The following is a 17,729-nucleotide window of genomic DNA, read 5'->3' on the forward strand; positions in this document are numbered from 1 at the left end:
ACCACCTCGTCAGCTCCGGCACTCCGCGGGGACGACCTCCTCGTCCACCGGGGTGACCTCCTCTGCATCCACCGGGACGAGATCGAGCGGATCGGCGATCTCGTCGCGCGGCGTCCGGGCCGCGACGATCACGATCACGGCCGCGACGGCCGGCACGATCCCCGCCACCGCGAAGGTCGGCGCGAGCCCGACCGTGAGAGCCAGCGGCCCGGCCGCGGCCATCGACAGCGGCATGAACACGATCGAAACGAAGAAATCGAGACTCGACACCCGGCCCAGCAGGTGCGCGGGTACCCGCCGCTGCAGCAGGGTGCCCCACACGACGGATCCGGCATTGAACAGGGCGCCGACGACGAACACCGCCACGACCATGATCGGTACCGACCCGGAGACGCCGATGACGACGAGGGGGATGCAGCCCAGCCCCCACATCAGGAACGGGACGGTGAGATAGCGCCTCGGCAGTCGCAGCGACGCCACGAGCATCGATCCGACGGCCCCACCGACACCGAATCCGGCCATCACCATCGCGTGCTGCGAAGGCCCGCCCCCGGTCGCCTCGCGGATCGCGAACGGGATCAGCACCTCGATCGGTCCGAGCACGCAGAAGACCACGACGGACCCGAACAGGAGCGTTCCGAGCAACCACGGCGTGCGCACGGTGAACCGCACACCCTCCGCGAGATCGTCGAAGACGGAACGGAATCCGCTCGATCCGCCGGGCTGCGTGTCGTCGCGGCGGACCGCGGTCGGGTGCATCGCGAGGATGCACAGCGCCCCGACCACCTCGAGGAGCGCGACCGTGCACATGGCGACCGCGGGGGACGAAGCCGCGACGACGGCGCTCGCCGCCGCCGGACCGGCCGCCTGCATGAGCGTCGGCCGGAGCACGCCCTCGACACCGTTGGCGGCGAGCAGGTCCTGTGGCGGGACGATGGACGGCAACAGTGCCGAATAGGCCGGGAACTGGACGCCGTTGGCGAGCCCGAGTGCGAAACCCACGACGGTGAGATGCCAGAAGGCGATCGATCCGTTCACGGCGAGCGCAGCCGTCACCGCGACCAGCACCGCCCGGGCGATGTACGTCGCGAGGAGCAGGGTGCGCTGCGGGATCCGATCGGCGAGCACGCCCCCGAGAAGTGCGACGAGGAGCATGCCCACGGCCGGTCCCACTGCGACCGAGGACAGTTCGGCCGGGCCGCCACCCATCTCGACGACCTGCCACACCACCGCGATGAGCCAGGTGCCCACGGACAGCAGTCCCGCCGCGAGCGCCAGGATCAGCAGGCGGTACTGCGGATGGGCGAACGGCCGCACGGGCCCGCGCGCCAGGCGCGGACGCCGGTGCGTCGGTGATGCGGTGTGGTTGCTCATCGCGTTCCCCCGGTCGTCGGACGGTCCGATGAGATCTTGCGACCTCGAGGCGACTCGAGGTCAAGTGTCTTCGCCCCTCGGGCGACCGATCAACCGATTTTCCGTGGGCGTCGCCTCAGCGTGCGGGTCCGGATTCGAGAACGATGTCGGCGGAACGTCTTTCGCCGTTCTCGATGGTCCACTCGATCGACACGACGTCGCCGGGGCGGTGACGGAGCAGACGTTCCTCGAGTTCCCCGGTCGACGAGACGCGCTCACCGTCGAACGACACCACGACGTCGCCGGCGTCGAGACCGGCGTGATAGGCGGGACTGTCGTAGGACACCCACAGCACCTCGGCCCCGAGATTCTGCCCGTCCCTGCGGGCGGTGGTGACGCTCGCGCCCAGCCGAGGTGTGGGGCCCACGTGCACCGACCCTTCGCTCACTCCCGTCCGAACCTGTTCGACGACCGTGATCGCCTCGGTGATGGGCACGGCGTACGCCTCGGGGGTCGTATCGGGCGAGGTGTCGGTGTTCCGCTGCACCGCACCCGCGGTGTTGATCCCCACGACCGTTCCGTACTCGTCGACGAGCGGCCCGCCGGAATCGCCCGGCCGGATCGGGGCGTCGGTGCGGATCATCCCCGTGAGGCGGTGACGCGAACCGTCCGTGGCGTCGCGGACCACCACATTGCGGTCGAACTCGACGATGGTGCCGGGGGTCGCCACGACGACCCCACCACCCTCGGAGTTACCGAAGGCCGTCACCCGGCTGCCCACCGGCGGCAGGTCCTCGGCGATCGCGGCGGCCGGAAGATCGCTCGCGGTGCCGAGTCGCAGGACGGCGAGATCGCGTTCGCGGTCGTAGCCGAGGACCTCCGCGTCGTAGATCAGGCCGTTCGCACCGCTCACCGCGCTGATGTCGGTGGCTCCGCTCACCACATGATGATTCGTGACGACCGTGCCGTCGGGAGTGATCACGATCCCGGTGCCCGTCATGCCCGTCCAGCCCGCGCTCGCGTCGATCGTCACGACGACCGGCAGGGTGCGCGCGGTGAGTTCGTCGGCGGTCAGCGGCGTCGGGGGAGGGGCGACCGGCGCCGGTGGTGGGGGAGGGAGCGCCATGTCGACCAGGGCCGGTGCCGATGCGACGAGGCTGGCGGTGGTCGCGAGCGCGACCAGCAGCACCGATCCGCCCCGCCCACTCACTGCTGCGGCACCTCGCCGGTGAGATGGTCGAGCAGTTCACGCGCCGCGGCGCGACCGGCGCGGTTCGCCCCGATCGTGGACGCCGACGGGCCGTAGCCGACGAGATGGACGCGCGGATCCTTCGCGACGCGGGTCGCGAGCCGGCCGTCCATCGTGATGCCGCCACCGGCGTTGCGCAACGACAACGGTGCGAGATGATCGAGGGAACTCCGGAATCCGGTGCACCACAGGATGACGTCGACGTCGAGTGTCCGGCCGTCGCTCCATCGGACGCCGGTCTCGGTGATCTCGGAGAACATCGGGGACCGCTCCAGCGCGCCGCGTTCGCGCGCGGCCCGCAGCGCCGGGGTGAGCGGGAGCCCGGTGACGGAGACGACCGATCCGGGTGGCAGTCCGCGTCGTACCCGATCCTCGACGAGCGCGACGGCAGCGTGGCCACGCTCGGCCGTGAACGGTTCCTCGCTCCACGCGGGTTCGCGTCGCGTCACCCAGGTGGTCTCGGTGATGCGGGAGATCTCGTCGAGGAGCTGGACCGCGGAGATGCCACCACCGACGACGAGCACGTGCTGCCCGGTGAACTCCTCGGCCGTTCGGTAGTCCTTGGTGTGCAGCTGCCGTCCGGTGAATCGCGCGGCGCCGGGATACCACGGGACGAAGGGCCGCTCCCAGGTGCCGGTCGCGTTGATGATGCCGCGTGCCGCGTAGACGGCCGACTCGGTCTCGACGCGCAGTCGCTCGCCGCGGTCGCACACGACCCGCACGGTGGTGGGGCGGTGGACGGGAAGGTCGAACTCCTTCTCGTAGGCGGCGTAGTACTGCGGTACCGCCGAGGCGGCCGGAACCTCTCCCGCGGAGGTGTCGACGACGTCCGCGAACGCGAGGCCGGGCAGGTCGTGGACGCCGTTGACGGTGCTCAGTGTCAGCGACGGCCAACGGTCCTGCCATGCCCCGCCGGGACCGAACGAGCGGTCGAGGACGACGAATCCGGTCTCGGGTGCGACTCCGAAGCGGGTGAGGAAGTAGGCGGTCGACAGGCCGGCCTGCCCGGCGCCGATCACGACGATGTCGACCGGCGTCGCATCGGCGGTCTGTACCTCGGCCGCATCGAGTGCCTCGTCGGCGAGCATCGCGAGCCTCCCTCTCGGATCGTTGTCCTTCATCATGCCGCGATCGCGGCCGGTGCGCGGAGGGAACGCTGTCCGGGTCCCGAGAAATGTGATATCACTTTAATATCGCTTTGACTCTGGGAGGTAGGAACATGGATGTCGTGCAGTCGCCAGTGACCGTCGAGCGGCCGGGCCCCTCGTCCAACGGCTGGTCGGTGCTGATCGCCGCTCTGGTCGCAATCGCCGTCGGCGCCGGTCTGATCGGCTGGGGAGCGGTGGATGTCACCGTTCCGCTGATCGTCGCCGGCGCCGTCATCGTGGTGCTCGCCCTCGTGCCGCTCGCCGGACTCGTCCTCGTCGAACCGAACGAGGCCCGTGTCCTCCAACTCCTCGGCAGCTCGTACACCGGCACCCTGCGCGAACCCGGTCTGCGCTGGATGAACCCGCTCAACACCCGCCGCAAGATCTCCACCCGTATCCGCAACCACGAGACGGGCAGAGCCAAGGTCAACGATGCCGACGGCAACCCCATCGAGATCTCGGCGGTCATCGTGTGGCAGGTCGAGGACACCGCGCGCGCCGTCTTCGACGTCGACGACTTCGAGGAGTTCGTCGCCGTGCAGACCGAGGCCGCGGTCCGCCACATCGCCGGTTCGTACCCGTACGACGCTGCGCCGGAAGCGATGTCGCTGCGTCAGAACGCCGACGAGATCACCACCAAGCTCTCGGCCGAGGTCCACGACCGCGTGCAGTCCGCCGGTATCCGCGTCATCGAGACCCGCATCAACCAGCTCGCCTACGCACCCGAGATCGCCCAGGCGATGCTGCGACGTCAGCAGGCCGGCGCCGTCATCGCCGCCCGCGAGCAGATCGTCAAAGGTGCCGTCTCGATGGTCGGCACCGCCCTGGCCCGCCTCGAGGCCGAGCACACCGTCGAACTCGACGAGGAACGCAAGGCCGCGATGGTCTCGAATCTCCTCGTCGTGTTGTGTGGAGACCAGAGTGCTCAGCCCGTACTCAACACGGGATCGCTGTACCAGTAGGGATCATGCGGCATGGCCGAACGTAAGAAGGTGCTGCTGCGCCTCGACCCGGCAGTCCACGACGCGCTCGCGCGGTGGGCTGCCGACGAGTTGCGCAGCACCAACGCCCAGATCGAGTTCCTGCTCCGGCGGGCCCTCACCGAGGCCGGTCGGATGCCGCGCGAGGTGGGGCGCATACGCGGACCGGGCCGTCCGCGTGCCGATGCCGACGACGAGGAGTGAGCAGACATGGCCGGCACGGCACGACGGGAAGGTGCCACCGACGAGACGGGTCGCTACGCGGTGCTCTATCCCGCGCTCGCCGAGGCGGCCCACCGCGTAGGCGCGACCGCGATCGGTCTGATCGACGTGGGACGCCCCGCGGCGCTGAACCTGTGCGTCGACCGAGTGGGCATCACCTACAGCGACGGGGTGTTCCTGGGTGACCCGGATTCTCCTGTGCAGGAGAGCTGTTCGATCGTCCACGGCGGGTCGGTTCCCGACCGTGCGATGCCTCCGGTGGTCGCGCGCGTCGCTGTGACGCGCCACCGCCCCGACGTCGAGGACGCCCTGCTCGCCGAGGACCCACCCGTCCGGTTCTGCGGTGACGTCGTGGAGCTGCTGCCCGAGGCGATCGCGGCGGTACCCGAGGATGCCCTGCCGGTCGTGACGACCACCTGGGCTCTGTCGCGTCTGGCGATTCCGCGGCGCCCGTCGTTCGTCGACCGCCTTCGCGAGGCGACCACGGGACGAACGGTCGCATGGGTGTCGGCCGAGGGTGTCGGTGTCGCGCCGTCGGTCCCGACGCTCGGTGATCGTCCGGCCTCCGGCCACAGCATCGTCGGCATCGCGCTGTGCGAGGGTGCCGAGCAGCGGGTGGATGCGGTGGCGCGCTGCTGGTCGCGGGGCCGAATTCTCGACTGGTTTCACTGATTTCGGTGGTTCCACCCCAGCTCGGCGGGGTCGGATCCACCTGAACCCGATCGGGCGGCGAAGGTCGGTAGCAGGGTCCGCGTGATGCGAGCGGGCCAGTCCTCGTCCACCTCGCCGCGGCGCGCCTGCTCGGCGAAGTAGGCCCCGACCACGCAGTCCAGGAAGGTCTCCACATCGAGATCGGCGCAGACGGTTCCGTCGTCGCAGTGGCGTCGGATGGCCTCGGCGAGCATCTGCCGGTGGCGCGTCAACAGAGATCGCATCAGCTCGGTGAACCACGGTTCCTGTTCGGTGACGAGCGCCGCGAGCCCACCGAGCCCGATGCCCTCGTCGACGGAGAGGCGGGACTGCTCCACCACCCACCGCAGGAGCTCTTCGGCCGTGGCCTCCGGTTCCGGGGGTGCCGGTCGGGTGAGGGGTTCCATCACCGCCTTCAGCATCTCGCTGCGGTCCCGGTACCGGCGGTAGATCGTCGTCCGGGCCATGCCGGCGACGTTCGCGACCGCTTCGATCGTGACGGCCTTCGGCCCTTTCGTGCGCAGCAGCAGGAGCACGGTGTCGGCGATCCGCTGTTCGGGTGAGGGTGTCGTCGCGGCGTCCATCGCCTTCGGCCTCTTCTTTCGGGTGTCGGGTCGGCCGCTCCATCGAAGCATGGCATTCGAACCGGAACGTCGATACAGTGGCTGTAGCTACAATACATGTAGCGTTTCGCTGTCAGGAGGTTTCGACATGTCCGTTCGCGCGTCCTGGGCAGGACGAATCGCGTTGTTCCTCGGTCTGCTCACCATGTCGTCGTCGTTCTGGGTGGAGACCACGGAGCCCGGTCGCGGCGCCACCCTCGGTCTGGGTGCTCTGGCGAGCATCTTCGCGCTGTGGTCGTTGGTCGCGCGCGATCCCACGAAGGATCACTGGGCGCTGTCCGTGGTGGGTCTGGCGATGCTCGTCTCACCGTGGGTCGGCCGATTCGCAGGCGACGGCGCCTCGTGGATCGCGTGGATCTCCGGTGCATCGATCATGATTCTCGGTGCCATCGCGTATCTCTCGGACGAAGCCGACAACGTGACCGAAGAGGTCGAGCGGTGGGAACGTGAGAGCTACGCGCCGACCGGCCGCGCCTGACGATCCGGCGCCTCGCCCACACTCGCGGGGCGGGTGGAATGATGCGGGGTGTTCGGTGACGAAGGGATGGGGCGACACATGATCGGGATCAGCCGCGACGGCGACGTCGTGACCGTGGAACTGCAACGCGAAGAGCGTCGTAACGCGCTCAACACGCAGCTGTGCGTGGAGATCCGCGAAGCGGTGGACAAGGCCGTGGCGGACGACGCGCGTGTCGTGGTGATCACCGGGCGGGGCACGAGCTTCTGCGCCGGGGCCGATCTCTCCGGCGACGTCTACGCCGAAGGGTTCACCGACAGCCTCGCCGAGATGCTGCGCACCATCGTCGAGGCCCCGATCCCGGTGATCGCGGCCGTCAACGGTCCGGCCATCGGTGCCGGCACCCAGCTGACGCTCGCGGCGGATCTGAGGGTCGTGGCGCCCACTGCACGTTTCTCGGTTCCTGCTGCGCGCCTGGGCATCTCGGTGGATCGGTGGACGGTCCGGCGACTCGCCTCGCTCATCGGCGGCGGTCCGGCACGCGCGGTCTTCCTCGCCGCCGAACCCGTCCACGCCGAGGAAGCTCTCGCGCGTGGGCTCGCCAATCGCATCGGCGACCTCGCCGACGCGCAGGCATGGGCGCACGAGATCGCGAAGCTCGCGCCGCTGTCGCTGAACGCGATGAAGTTGTTCCTCAACGACGACGGCACCCGCGACGAGGCCACGCCCGAGCAGACCGCCGCACTCGCCGCGGCGTGGCTCAGCGAGGACGCCCAGGAGGCCAGGCTCGCTCGTGCCGAGCGCCGCGACCCGATCTTCCGCGGACGATGAACATCCGGTCCGCCGTCTCGGCCGCGCTCGCCGGAGCGGGCACGCTGTGGGTCGCGCGCGCCGTGAACGGCCTGCCCGGTTCCATCGGCGCCTCGGTCTCCGACATCCGTCCCTACGCCGCCGCGTCGCCCCGCTACCGCGACGGTCGTTTCCACAACACCGACCCGGCGTCCGTGCTCGGCCCCGAGGCGGCGGGCGGTTTCGCGAAGGACCTGCTCACCCGCGGGTCGCGGGGGAGACCTCGCACCGAGGTGCCGGTGTCGACCTATCTCGCGCCGGTCGACGCGGCGGAACTCGCCGTGACGTGGTTCGGGCACTCGACCGCCCTCGTCGAGGTCGACGGCTACCGGGTGCTGTGCGACCCGGTGTGGAGCGAACGCGTGTCACCCTCACCCACCGTCGGCCCGGCACGTCTGCATCCGGCGCCGGTCGAACTGCAGACCCTGCCGCGTCTCGACGCGGTGGTGATCTCGCACGACCACTACGACCATCTCGACCGGTTCACGGTCGAGAGCCTCGCCGTGCTGCAACCGACCGTCCGGTTCGTCGTGCCGCTCGGGGTGGGCGCACACCTGCGCCGATGGCGGATCGCCGAGGAACGCATCGTCGAACTCGACTGGGACGAACACGTCGAGGTGGACGGCCTGCGCATCACGTGCACCGAAGCCCGGCACTTCTCCGGGCGCGGCCTGCAGCGCAACATCACGTTGTGGTCGTCGTGGGTGTTCACCGGGCCGACGCGCCGGGTGTTCTTCGGCGGCGACAGCGGCTACACCCCGCGGTTCGCCGACGTCGGCGAGGCCTACGGTCCGTTCGACCTGACATTGCTGCCCGTGGGTGCCTACGACAAGCGATGGCCCGACGTGCACATGAACCCCGAGGAAGCGGTGCGCACGCATCTCGACCTCGGTGGCGTCGACCGTCGCGACAGTCTGCTGGTCCCCGTGCACTGGGGAACCTTCGACCTCGCCTTCCACGCCTGGTCGGAGCCCATCACCCGGTTGCTGCCCGCCGCGCGGGAGTCGGAGGTGACCACCGCGGTGCCGATGCCGGGTCAGCGGATCGACGTGTCGAAGTCCGATGCGTCGAAGCCCGTCGCGGTCGATCCGTGGTGGCTCAGGTCGAGCTGATCCACCTGCCGCGGCACCGGCTGTTCGCTTTCGTGCCCTAATCTGGTTCGTCATGGCAGTAGAAGAGCCCACGACGGTGGTGGGAACGGACGAGGCGCCGGTCCTCGCATCCGACCATGCAGCCACCGGGCTGTCCACCGAGCAGGTCGCCGAGCGTGTGGCACGTGGCCTCACCAACGATGTCCCCGACCGCGCGTCCCGATCGGTCAAGGACATCGTCCGGGCCAACGTGTTCACCCGGATCAACGCGATCCTCGGGGTGCTGCTGCTGATCGTGCTGGCCACCGGCTCGATCATCGACGGCATGTTCGGTCTGCTGATCATCGCGAACAGCGGCATCGGCATCATCCAGGAGGTGCGCGCCAAGCGCACCCTCGACAAGCTGGCCATCGTCAGCCAGACGAAACCCGTCGTGCGCCGGGACGGCGTCGCCGCACCGATCGCTCCGCGCGAGGTGGTGCTCGACGACATCATCGAGCTCGGCCCCGGCGACCAGCTGGTCGTCGACGGCGAGGTGGTCGAGGCCCAGGGTCTCGAACTGGACGAGTCGCTGCTGACGGGCGAGTCGGATCCCGTGCACAAGGTGCCCGGTTCGACGGTGATGTCGGGCAGCTTCGTCGCCTCCGGCTCCGGCTCCTACCGTGCGACGAAGGTCGGCCGCGACGCCTACGCGGCGCGACTCGCGGAAGAAGCGAGCAAGTTCACACTCGTGAAGTCGGAGCTGAACGCGGGCATCAACAAGATCCTGCGTTTCATCACTTACCTGATGATCCCCGCGGGTCTGCTCATCATCTACAACCAGCTCTTCTCCAGCGGCGAGTCGCTCGGCCCCGCGCTGAGCGGCATGGTCGCCGCCCTCGTGCCGATGGTGCCCGAGGGTCTCGTGCTCATGACGTCCATCGCGTTCGCGGTCGGTGTCGTCCGCCTCGGACGTCGTCAGTGCCTCGTTCAGGAGCTGCCGGCGATCGAAGGCCTCGCGCGCGTCGACGTGGTGTGTGCCGACAAGACCGGCACGCTCACCGAGAACGGCATGCGCCTGTCCGATCTCGAGCCCCTCGACGGCAGCAACCTCGACGAGGCCCGCGCCGCCCTGGCCGCGCTGGCGGCCGACGACCCGCGTCCGAACGCCAGCGTCCTCGCGATCGCCGAGGCGTTCCCCACCGCCCCCGGCTGGGGCGAGCCCACCGCGGTCGCGCCGTTCTCGTCGGCGAAGAAGTGGAGCGGCCAGTCGTACGGCACCCACGGCAACTGGCTGCTCGGCGCACCCGACGTGCTGCTCGACCCCGGCACCGAGGCGGCGCGACGCGCCGAGGAACTCGGCTCGAGCGGGCTGCGGGTGCTGCTCCTCGCATGCAGCGACCGCCCGGTCGACGACGAACTCGCCCCCGGCACGGTCACGCCCGTCGCGCTCGTCGTCCTCGAACAGCGGGTGCGCCCGGACGCGAAGCCGACCCTCGAGTACTTCGCCGGCCAGCAGGTCGACGTCAAGGTCATCTCCGGCGACAACGCGATCGCCGTCGGTGCGGTCGCCTCGTCGCTCGGCCTGCCGGGTAGCGGGTCTCCCATCGACGCGCGTTCCCTGCCGGAGGGCGAGAACGAACTCGCCGACGTCGTCGAAGGCTCGACGACCTTCGGCCGGGTCCGTCCCGATCAGAAGCGCTCGATGGTCGGCGCGCTGCAGTCGCGCGGTCACACCGTCGCGATGACCGGCGACGGCGTCAACGACGTGCTCGCCCTCAAGGACGCCGACATCGGAGTCGCGATGGGGTCGGGTAGTCCCGCGACCCGCGCGGTCGCACAGATCGTCCTTCTCGACAACAAGTTCGCGACGCTGCCCTACGTGGTGGCCGAGGGTCGCCGGGTCATCGGCAACATCGAACGCGTCTCCAACCTGTTCCTCACCAAGACGGTGTACTCGGTGCTGCTCGCCTTCCTGGTGGGCGTGTCGGGTGTGCTGTCGCAGGTGTTCGACTTCGAGCCGTTGCCCTATCCGTTCCTGCCCCGGCACGTGACGATCGCGGCGTGGTTCACCATCGGCATCCCCGCCTTCCTGCTGTCGCTGGCACCGAACAACGAGCGGGCACGCTCGGGCTTCGTCTCCCGCGTGATGCGACTGGCGATCCCCTCGGGCGTGGTCGTCGGTGTGGCGACCTTCGTCTGTTACGTGCTCGTCTACGGCGGCCCGGAGCAGACCGAGCAGCAGAAGATCCAGGCCGGCACCTCGGCCCTGATCACCTTGCTGATCATCGCGCTGTGGGTGCTCGCCGTGGTCGCCCGCCCGTACCAGTGGTGGAAGATCGCGCTGCTCGCCGGTTCGGTGCTCGGCTACGTGATCCTGTTCTCCGTGCCGTTCACCCGGGAGTTCTTCGCACTCGATCCGTCGAACGTCGCGTACTCGACGATCGCGGTGACGTGCGGGCTGATCGGAGTCGTCCTCGTCGAGGCCCTGTGGTGGGTGTCGGGACGTCTCCACGGGGAGCACCGCCGCCTGTTCGCCGCCCCCGACGATCTGCTGCCGGGCGTACACTGACCCGCAGCGCACGGATCGGTGCGCCCGAACCTCACGGCGATCCGACGAGGGAAGGACCGAACGATGGGTTTCATGGATTCGGTGAAGGGCTTTGTGAACAAGGGCAAGGACTACGCCTCGAAGAACCCCGACAAGGCCGATCAGTTCATCGAGAAGGCCGGCGACCAGGTGGACGGACGTACCGGCGGCAAGTACACCCAGCACGTCGACAAGGCGCAGGACGCCGCCCGTCAGCATCTGGGTACCAGCGACAATCCTGCACCGGGCGCGCAGCCCGGACCCGGCGGGGAGCCCGGTCCCGAGGGCGGTCCCGGACCCGAAGCACAACCGGGACCGCGTCAACCCTGATCGAGGCAGGGGTGGCAGCCCCCGTTCACGGCAGGTGCGGCAACACAGCGTCGCCGAAGGTGTCGATGAACGGGCGCTGATCCGGCCCCACATGGTGCAGATAGATCTCGTCGAAACCGAGTTCGGCGAATTCGCACAAGCGGTCGACGTGTTCGGCGGGATCGTCGGACACGATCACCGCGCCCTCGAGGTCGCCGTCGTCGAGTTCGGCGGCGTGGGACTCGAATTCCTCGGGCGTGGCGAGTTCTGCCATGAGTTCCGGCGGTAGGGCGTTCGTCGCCCACTGTTCCCGCGCGATCTCCCGAGCGCGCTCCCGCGTGGGCGCCCAACTCAGATGGACCTGCAGCACGGTCCGTCCGCGTCCGCCTCCGTCGCGGTAGGCGCCGAGGATCCGCCGCAGGTCCTCGAGTGGGGCGTTCACGGTGACGAGACCGTCGACCCGGTCGGCGAAACGACCGGCCGTCTCGGGAGTCAGTGCGGGAAGCAGAATGTCGGGAGGAGTCTCCGGCCGGTCCCAGACCCGTCCCCGGTCGACCTTCACCGCGCCGTCGTGGTCGACGACTTCGCCCGTGTGCAGGCGTCGCACGATGTCGAGGTTCTCACCGAGGAGTTGCTGCCGTTCCTCCTTGGGTGGCCAGGCGACTCCGGACATGCGTTCGTTGCAGTGCTCGCCGCTGCCGAGTGCGAACCAGAAGCGCTGCGGGAACATCGATGCCAGAGTGGCGGTGGCCTGGGCGGTGACGACCGGGTGGTAGCGGAAGCCGGTCGCGGTGACGACACCGAAACGTAGGTCCGTGGTGGCCAGGGCCGCTCCGAGCCACGACCACGCGAACCCCGAGTGTCCCTGGCGATGCGACCACGGTTCGATGTGGTCCGAGCACATGGCCGCCCCGAAACCGGCCGCTTCCGCGAGCCGGACGTCCTCGAGCAGGCGGGATGGGGACGCCTGTTCGTGTGAGGCGTGAAAACCTATCAGCGTCATACCTGTCCGCTCCTCCGGTCGATCGGCGATCAGTACTTCTCGATGAGGGTCAGTGCAGCCGTCATGAGTGCGAGATGGCTCAGTCCCTGGGGGAGATTGCCGAGGAAGGTGCCGTCCTCGGCGATCATCTCCGAGTACAGGCCCACGTCGTTGGCGAGCGGTACGAGTTCGCCCATCAGTTCGGTGGCCTCGTCGGTCCGTCCCGTCTCGGCCAGTGCCGCGACCATCCAGAACGCGCAGGCGACGAACGTCCCTTCCTCCTTGTCGGCGCCGCTGAACCGGTAGAGCAGCGGCCCGCGACCGAGTTCCCGTCGCAGAGCGTCGCAGGTGGCCTGCATTCGCGGACCCCGGTCGTACCCGCCGACGGCTCCGAGCAGGACGGACGCGTCCAGCCGGTCGGTGCCGGGATAGGCGGTGTAGCACCCGAGTTCGTCCGACCAGCAGTTCTCCTCGATCCAGTCGCGGATGAGATCGCGTTCGCGTCGCCAGCGATCCGCCGTCCCCGGGATCTGCCCGACCTCGGCGAGATGGACGGCGCGGTCGAGCGCGTGCCAGCAGCTCATCTTCGAGTTCGTGTAGTGCTCGCGGTCGAGCAGCTCCCAGATGCCGTGATCGGCCTGTTGCCAGACATCGCAGGTGTGGTCGGCGATGCGGGCGAGCAGACGCGCGGTCGCGATGTCGAGCACGTAACCCTCACTGCTGTAGAGGGTCACGATCTCGAACAGGTCGCCGTAGATCCCGAGCTGCAATTGACCTGCGGCCCTGTTCCCCTCGACCACCGGGCCGATACCGCGCCAACCCGGAACATCCAGTCGCCGTTCGTCGTCGGGAGTTCCGCCGTCGAGCCGGGTGAACACCTCCGCGTCGGCACCCTGATCGCGCACCACGCGGAGCAACCAGCTCATCGCGGCGTGCACCTCCTCGCGATCGCCGAGACGGATCAGCGCGTGCAGGGTGTAGGCGGCGTCGCGCACCCAGGCGAAACGGTAGTCCCAGTTCTTCTCGCCGTCCGGGCTTTCCGGAACGGACGTCGTCGCCGCTGCGGCGATCGCACCCGATCGGTTCTGCAACAGTTTCAGTGCGAGCGCGCTCCGGATCACCGCATCGGCCCACGGCCCGTCGTAGTGGAGGAGCGACGACCACTGCTTCCACCGGTCGACGGTACGGTCGATGTTGGCGTCGATCGCGTCGGCGTCGGGCAACGGCAGGGGTTCGTTCTCCGTCGACAGCACAGCGATCAGGTGCCGGGATCCGGCCGAGGTGACGAAACGGCCGCCGATCGAGCGGTGTTCGATCACCGGTTCACCGGTGCCGGACGTGCGCACCCCGATGCTCACGGTCCCCACCCGCAGGACGGGTCCGTGTTCGGTTCGGTCGCACCAGGGCTGGTACCGGCCCAGTCCGGTGCCGGGGGCGACCGTCCAGCGCATCGCGACCTCGCCGTCCAGGCCTTCGACGCGGCGGGCGAGCTCACCCCAGGGCAACCGCCCGGCGACACCCGTATCGATCGAGTCGGTCACCCGGACCCGGCCCTGTGCGGTGGTGAAGACGGTACTCAGCACGTTCGTGCCCGGCACGTATGCGCGTTCGACGGTGAACTCGTCGACAGGCTGTAACTCGACGGAACCACCCGCCGGTGCGTCGAGAAGTCGTGCGAAGACCGGGTGCGAATCGAGGAGCGGTACCGGATACCAGTCCACCGAACCGTCCTCGGCGACGAGGGCGACGGTGTCGCCGTCGCCCAGCGCGGCGTAGGTGCGCAGGTCCGCATAGCCGTCGTCGTCGCGGGCTGGGATCACACGCACTCCTCGCTGGGGCCGGGTACACGGCGGTCGATCGGTTGCATACCCCGGCCGGGTCGGGGCAAACGACCTGCACGTTCGCGACGGCCGACCGTCGGCTGTGTCACCATCACACCGTGAACCGGACACCTGGCACGGTGCCGTCGCGATGAACGGCGCGTGGATCCTGCTGGTCGTCATCGCCGGGATCGCGGTGACCGCCCTCGCGTCGCGACGCGACCTGCAGGCCCCGCTCGTGCTCGTCGCCGTCGGAGCACTGGTGTCGTTCGTGCCGGGTCTGCCAAGGCTCGAACTGGATCCGGAGATCATTCTCGGGGTCGTCCTGCCGCCGCTGTTGTATTCGTCGGCCCTGAGGTTCTCGGTTCCTACCTTCCGGCAGTATCTGCCGTCGATCCTGCGGCTCGGGATCTATACGGTGCTCGTCACGGCGTTCGTCGTGGCGTGGACGGCGTCCGCGATGATGACGGCGCTGTCCTTCGGTGCGGCGCTCGCTCTCGGCGCGGTCGTCGCACCGACCGACGCGGTCAGTGCCGTCGCCGTGGGGCAACGGCTCGGACTGCCGAAACGGGTCATCGCGGTGCTGACCGGGGAGGGTCTGGTCAACGACGCCACCGCCCTGACCCTGTTCACCGTGGCGATCTCGGCCGTCACGGGAACACACATCCTCGCTGATTCGCCGCTCCTGTTCTTCCTCTACGAGGTCGCGGGTGGGGTCGCTGTCGGTCTGGCACTCGCATACATCGTCCACCTGATCCGCGTCCGGATGTACGACTCGCCGCTCGAGACCGTGCTGGGGCTGGTGCTGCCGTTCGCGGCGTATCTCGCCGCCGAGGAGCTCCACGCCTCGGGAGTGCTCGCCGTCGTCGCTGCCGGACTGTTCATCGGGCACCGTGCCACCGAGGTCTCGGTGAGCACGCGACTGCAGGAACGCGCGGTGTGGAAGAGCATCGACGTGGTGCTCGAGACGTTCGTCTTCGCTTACATGGGCCTGCAATTGCGGTTCGTCCTCGACGAGGTCCGCGACAGCGGCGCCGACCTGCGCCTCGCGTTGCTCGGTGCGGTGGTGATCCTGCTCGTCGTCATGATCGTGCGACCCGCGTGGGGTCTGCTGCACTGGGGCCGGCGCGCGCTCGTGCGGCGCGCCGGATCCGAACGCCTCGGCCGCGACCAGCTGAACTTCCGGGAACACGTCGTGGTGTCGTGGGCGGGCATGCGCGGGGTCGTCACCCTCGCCGCGGCCGGTGGGGTGCCCGTGGTGATCGCATCGGGTGCTCCCTTCCCCGGCCGCGAGATGATCCAGATCTCCGCGCTGGTCGTCGCCATCGGCACACTCCTCATCCAGGGCGCGACGATGCCGTGGCTCATCCGTCGACTCGAGGTCACCGACCCCTACGAGCGGCTGCGGACCGAGGAACAGATGACCGTGGCCCGCAGGATCTCGGCGGAGTCCAGCGACCGTGTGCTTGCCGAACTCGCCGCGCAGCCACCCGACGGCGTGGACCCGGAGATCTACGACAGGCTGCTGGCCAAAGCACGCACGTCGCTCCGATCCCGGCAGGAGGCAGAGACCGTCGAGGACGCGGCTGCAGACGCGGGAGCGCGACTTGCCGCACTGTTCGACGACATCCGGCGAGCGTCCCTGCGGGCGCGACGACAGGATCTCATCGACGCACGTGATCGTGGGGAACTCGACGACGAGATTCTCCGCGACGTGCTGGAGAGTCTCGATGTCGACGAGGCGGCCGTCGAGGAACGCATCCGCCGCCGCCGTCGGGACAGCAGTGCACAACAGTAGGACGACAGGGCGCAACGGTAGACTTTCCGCAAGTGAACACCCCGCACGGCCCGGAACAGGTGCCGCACGATCCCCGCACCGACGTCTCCGTGCGATTCGCTCTCCGGTCGACTGCTCGTCTCAAGACCGAACTCCTGGCCGGCCTGGTCGTGGCGCTCGCCCTGATCCCCGAAGCCATCGCCTTCTCCGTGATCGCCGGTGTCGACCCCCGGGTCGGGCTGTTCGCCTCGGTGACCATGGCGATCACCATCGCGATCGTCGGCGGACGGCCCGCGATGATCTCGGCGGCGACCGCAGCGGTGGCGCTCGTGATCGCTCCGGTGTCCGAGCAGTACGGTGTGGACCATCTCATCGCGACCGTGATCCTCGGCGGCATCTTCCAGGTGCTGCTCAGCTTCCTCGGCGTGGCCAAACTCATGCGGTTCGTGCCGCGCAGCGTCATGGTCGGCTTCGTCAACTCGCTCGCAATTCTCGTCTTCGTCGCCCAGATTCCGCATCTCGTGGACGTGCCGTGGATGGTCTATCCGCTGGTGGCGGCAGGTCTGCTGGTGCTGGTGTTCCTCCCGAAGATCACCGAGACCGTACCGGCTCCGCTCGTCACGATCGTGCTCCTCACCGTCGTGACGGTGGCCTTCTCTCTGAACGTGCCGGATGTCGCGGACCAGGGTGAACTGCCCGAGAGTCTGCCCTCGCTCTTCTTCCCCGACGTGCCGCTGACCTTCGAGACCCTCCGGATCCTCGCGCCGTACGCGCTCGCGATGGCCCTCGTCGGCCTCATGGAATCGCTGATGACGGCCAAGCTCGTCGACGACATCACCGACACCCGGTCGGACAAGACCCGCGAGGGCTGGGGGCAGGGCATCGCCAACATCGTCACCGGATTCTTCGGCGGCATGGGCGGCTGCGCCGTCGTTGGCCAGACCATGATGAACGTGAAGGTCTCCGGGGCACGGACTCGTCTGTCCACCCTGGCGGCCGGCGTGTTCCTGCTGATCCTCGTGGTCGCGCTCGGCGACATCGTCGGGTTGGTCCCGATGGCCGCCCTCGTCGCCGTGATGATCATGGTGTCGATCGCGACGGTCGACTGGCACAGCGTGCACCCGCGGACGCTGCGGTTGATGCCGCTCAGCGAGACCGTCGTCATGGTCGTCACGGTCGTCGCCACGGTGAGCACCGGCAATCTCGCGATCGGAGTGTCGCTCGGAGTGCTCACCGCGATGGTGCTGTTCGCCCGCCGCGTCGCGCACATGACCACCGTCGAGAGAACGCTCACGAGCGACGACACGTGCACCTACCGGGTCACGGGTGAACTGTTCTGGGCGTCGAGCAACGATCTCGTCTTCCAGTTCGACTACGTCGGCGACCCGGAGAACGTCGTCGTCGACCTCACCGCCGCCGACATCTGGGACGCGTCCACTGTCGCGACCTTCGATGCGATCCAGCAGAAGTACGCGGCCAAGGGCAAGACGGTCACCATCGTCGGACTGGACGGCGCGAGCCTCGAACGCCTCCGCCGGTTGTCCGGCCGGCTCGGCGGGGAGAACTGACCGCGCATCCCCGGAGCAGGCCGCCGTTGTCGAGGCGCAACT

16 protein-coding genes are annotated in these 17,729 nt (G+C 68.9%); 10 read left to right on the plus strand and 6 right to left on the minus strand.

Annotated features, from left to right (window positions below; all coding sequences use genetic code 11):
- Positions 1-9 precede the first annotated feature (9 nt).
- From ACWPOC_RS05685 to ACWPOC_RS05695, 3 genes are all read right to left on the minus strand, one after another.
- The gene (locus tag ACWPOC_RS05685) at positions 10-1,374 is read right to left on the minus strand and encodes an MFS transporter (protein ID WP_455408169.1); all 1,365 of its coding nucleotides are present in this window, start codon (positions 1,372-1,374) and stop codon (positions 10-12) included.
- Positions 1,375-1,489: 115 nt separating this feature from the next.
- Complete coding sequence (locus ACWPOC_RS05690) at positions 1,490-2,563, minus strand: S1C family serine protease (RefSeq protein ID WP_455408170.1); 1,074 nt, start codon at positions 2,561-2,563, stop codon at positions 1,490-1,492.
- A complete protein-coding gene (locus ACWPOC_RS05695; protein ID WP_455408245.1) occupies positions 2,560-3,690 on the minus strand; it encodes an NAD(P)-binding domain-containing protein in 1,131 nt (376 codons plus the stop codon). The genes ACWPOC_RS05690 and ACWPOC_RS05695 overlap by 4 nt, the downstream gene beginning before the upstream one ends.
- A gap of 131 nt (positions 3,691-3,821) precedes the next feature.
- On the opposite strand from ACWPOC_RS05695, the gene ACWPOC_RS05700 reads away from it, so the two are divergent.
- From ACWPOC_RS05700 to ACWPOC_RS05710, 3 genes are read left to right on the plus strand one after another with little or no spacing between them, the layout of a single operon-like run.
- Positions 3,822-4,712, plus strand: coding sequence for an SPFH domain-containing protein (locus ACWPOC_RS05700; protein ID WP_455408171.1), 891 nt, complete (start codon positions 3,822-3,824; stop codon positions 4,710-4,712).
- Between the two features lie 12 nt (positions 4,713-4,724).
- A complete protein-coding gene (locus ACWPOC_RS05705) occupies positions 4,725-4,934 on the plus strand; it encodes a hypothetical protein (RefSeq protein WP_060652022.1) in 210 nt (69 codons plus the stop codon).
- 6 nt (positions 4,935-4,940) lie between these two features.
- Positions 4,941-5,624, plus strand: coding sequence for a DUF2332 family protein (locus ACWPOC_RS05710; protein WP_455408172.1), 684 nt, complete (start codon positions 4,941-4,943; stop codon positions 5,622-5,624).
- Here the strand turns inward: ACWPOC_RS05710 and ACWPOC_RS05715 are convergent.
- Positions 5,618-6,226 (minus strand): TetR/AcrR family transcriptional regulator, encoded by a 609-nt coding sequence (locus ACWPOC_RS05715; protein ID WP_455408173.1) that lies wholly within the window; start codon positions 6,224-6,226, stop codon positions 5,618-5,620. The two genes, ACWPOC_RS05710 and ACWPOC_RS05715, sit on opposite strands and share 7 nt — an antisense overlap.
- 127 nt (positions 6,227-6,353) lie before the next feature.
- Here ACWPOC_RS05715 and ACWPOC_RS05720 point away from each other — a divergent pair, with 127 nt between their 5' ends.
- From ACWPOC_RS05720 to ACWPOC_RS05740, 5 genes are all read left to right on the plus strand, one after another.
- Positions 6,354-6,743, plus strand: coding sequence for an SPW repeat domain-containing protein (locus tag ACWPOC_RS05720; protein ID WP_120281581.1), 390 nt, complete (start codon positions 6,354-6,356; stop codon positions 6,741-6,743).
- 78 nt (positions 6,744-6,821) lie between these two features.
- Positions 6,822-7,553, plus strand: a complete 732-nt coding sequence (locus tag ACWPOC_RS05725; protein WP_120281582.1) for an enoyl-CoA hydratase — start codon at positions 6,822-6,824, stop codon at positions 7,551-7,553.
- Positions 7,550-8,683 carry an MBL fold metallo-hydrolase gene (locus tag ACWPOC_RS05730; protein WP_455408174.1) on the plus strand — a complete coding sequence of 378 codons (1,134 nt, stop codon included), beginning with the start codon at positions 7,550-7,552 and terminating at the stop codon, positions 8,681-8,683. The genes ACWPOC_RS05725 and ACWPOC_RS05730 overlap by 4 nt, the downstream gene beginning before the upstream one ends.
- A 52-nt stretch (positions 8,684-8,735) precedes the next feature.
- Entirely contained in the window at positions 8,736-11,213 is a 2,478-nt protein-coding gene (locus tag ACWPOC_RS05735) for an HAD-IC family P-type ATPase (protein WP_455408175.1), read from the plus strand.
- Between the two features lie 63 nt (positions 11,214-11,276).
- Positions 11,277-11,561, plus strand: a complete 285-nt coding sequence (locus ACWPOC_RS05740; protein WP_455408176.1) for an antitoxin — start codon at positions 11,277-11,279, stop codon at positions 11,559-11,561.
- A 25-nt stretch (positions 11,562-11,586) separates the two neighbouring features.
- Here ACWPOC_RS05740 and ACWPOC_RS05745 read toward each other — a convergent pair whose 3' ends face one another.
- Complete coding sequence (locus tag ACWPOC_RS05745; protein WP_455408177.1) at positions 11,587-12,543, minus strand: TIGR03885 family FMN-dependent LLM class oxidoreductase; 957 nt, start codon at positions 12,541-12,543, stop codon at positions 11,587-11,589.
- Positions 12,544-12,572: 29 nt separating this feature from the next.
- On the minus strand, positions 12,573-14,342 hold the full coding sequence (locus tag ACWPOC_RS05750; protein ID WP_455408178.1) for a glycoside hydrolase family 15 protein: 1,770 nt from the start codon (positions 14,340-14,342) through the stop codon (positions 12,573-12,575).
- Positions 14,343-14,493: 151 nt separating this feature from the next.
- Here ACWPOC_RS05750 and ACWPOC_RS05755 point away from each other — a divergent pair, with 151 nt between their 5' ends.
- Positions 14,494-16,140: a Na+/H+ antiporter gene (locus ACWPOC_RS05755; protein ID WP_455408179.1), complete on the plus strand. Its 1,647-nt coding sequence runs from the start codon at positions 14,494-14,496 to the stop codon at positions 16,138-16,140.
- A gap of 32 nt (positions 16,141-16,172) precedes the next feature.
- The gene (locus tag ACWPOC_RS05760) at positions 16,173-17,687 is read left to right on the plus strand and encodes a SulP family inorganic anion transporter (protein WP_120281588.1); all 1,515 of its coding nucleotides are present in this window, start codon (positions 16,173-16,175) and stop codon (positions 17,685-17,687) included.
- The last annotated feature ends 42 nt before the right edge of the window (positions 17,688-17,729 follow it).

Source organism: Rhodococcus sp. 5G237 (assembly GCF_053764735.1).

Excerpts from the sequence above, each read along its gene's own strand:
- ACWPOC_RS05720 (WP_120281581.1), top strand. The coding sequence starts at position 6,354 with ATGTCCGTTCGCGCGTCCTGGGCAGGACGAATCGCGTTGTTCCTCGGT.
- ACWPOC_RS05710 (WP_455408172.1), top strand. The coding sequence starts at position 4,941 with ATGGCCGGCACGGCACGACGGGAAGGTGCCACCGACGAGACGGGTCGC.
- ACWPOC_RS05700 (WP_455408171.1), top strand. The coding sequence starts at position 3,822 with ATGGATGTCGTGCAGTCGCCAGTGACCGTCGAGCGGCCGGGCCCCTCG.
- ACWPOC_RS05695 (WP_455408245.1), bottom strand. The coding sequence starts at position 3,690 with ATGCTCGCCGACGAGGCACTCGATGCGGCCGAGGTACAGACCGCCGAT.
- ACWPOC_RS05755 (WP_455408179.1), top strand. The coding sequence starts at position 14,494 with ATGAACGGCGCGTGGATCCTGCTGGTCGTCATCGCCGGGATCGCGGTG.
- ACWPOC_RS05730 (WP_455408174.1), top strand. The coding sequence starts at position 7,550 with ATGAACATCCGGTCCGCCGTCTCGGCCGCGCTCGCCGGAGCGGGCACG.
- ACWPOC_RS05735 (WP_455408175.1), top strand. The coding sequence starts at position 8,736 with ATGGCAGTAGAAGAGCCCACGACGGTGGTGGGAACGGACGAGGCGCCG.
- ACWPOC_RS05725 (WP_120281582.1), top strand. The coding sequence starts at position 6,822 with ATGATCGGGATCAGCCGCGACGGCGACGTCGTGACCGTGGAACTGCAA.
- ACWPOC_RS05705 (WP_060652022.1), top strand. The coding sequence starts at position 4,725 with ATGGCCGAACGTAAGAAGGTGCTGCTGCGCCTCGACCCGGCAGTCCAC.
- ACWPOC_RS05715 (WP_455408173.1), bottom strand. The coding sequence starts at position 6,226 with ATGGACGCCGCGACGACACCCTCACCCGAACAGCGGATCGCCGACACC.
- ACWPOC_RS05685 (WP_455408169.1), bottom strand. The coding sequence starts at position 1,374 with ATGAGCAACCACACCGCATCACCGACGCACCGGCGTCCGCGCCTGGCG.
- ACWPOC_RS05745 (WP_455408177.1), bottom strand. The coding sequence starts at position 12,543 with ATGACGCTGATAGGTTTTCACGCCTCACACGAACAGGCGTCCCCATCC.
- ACWPOC_RS05740 (WP_455408176.1), top strand. The coding sequence starts at position 11,277 with ATGGGTTTCATGGATTCGGTGAAGGGCTTTGTGAACAAGGGCAAGGAC.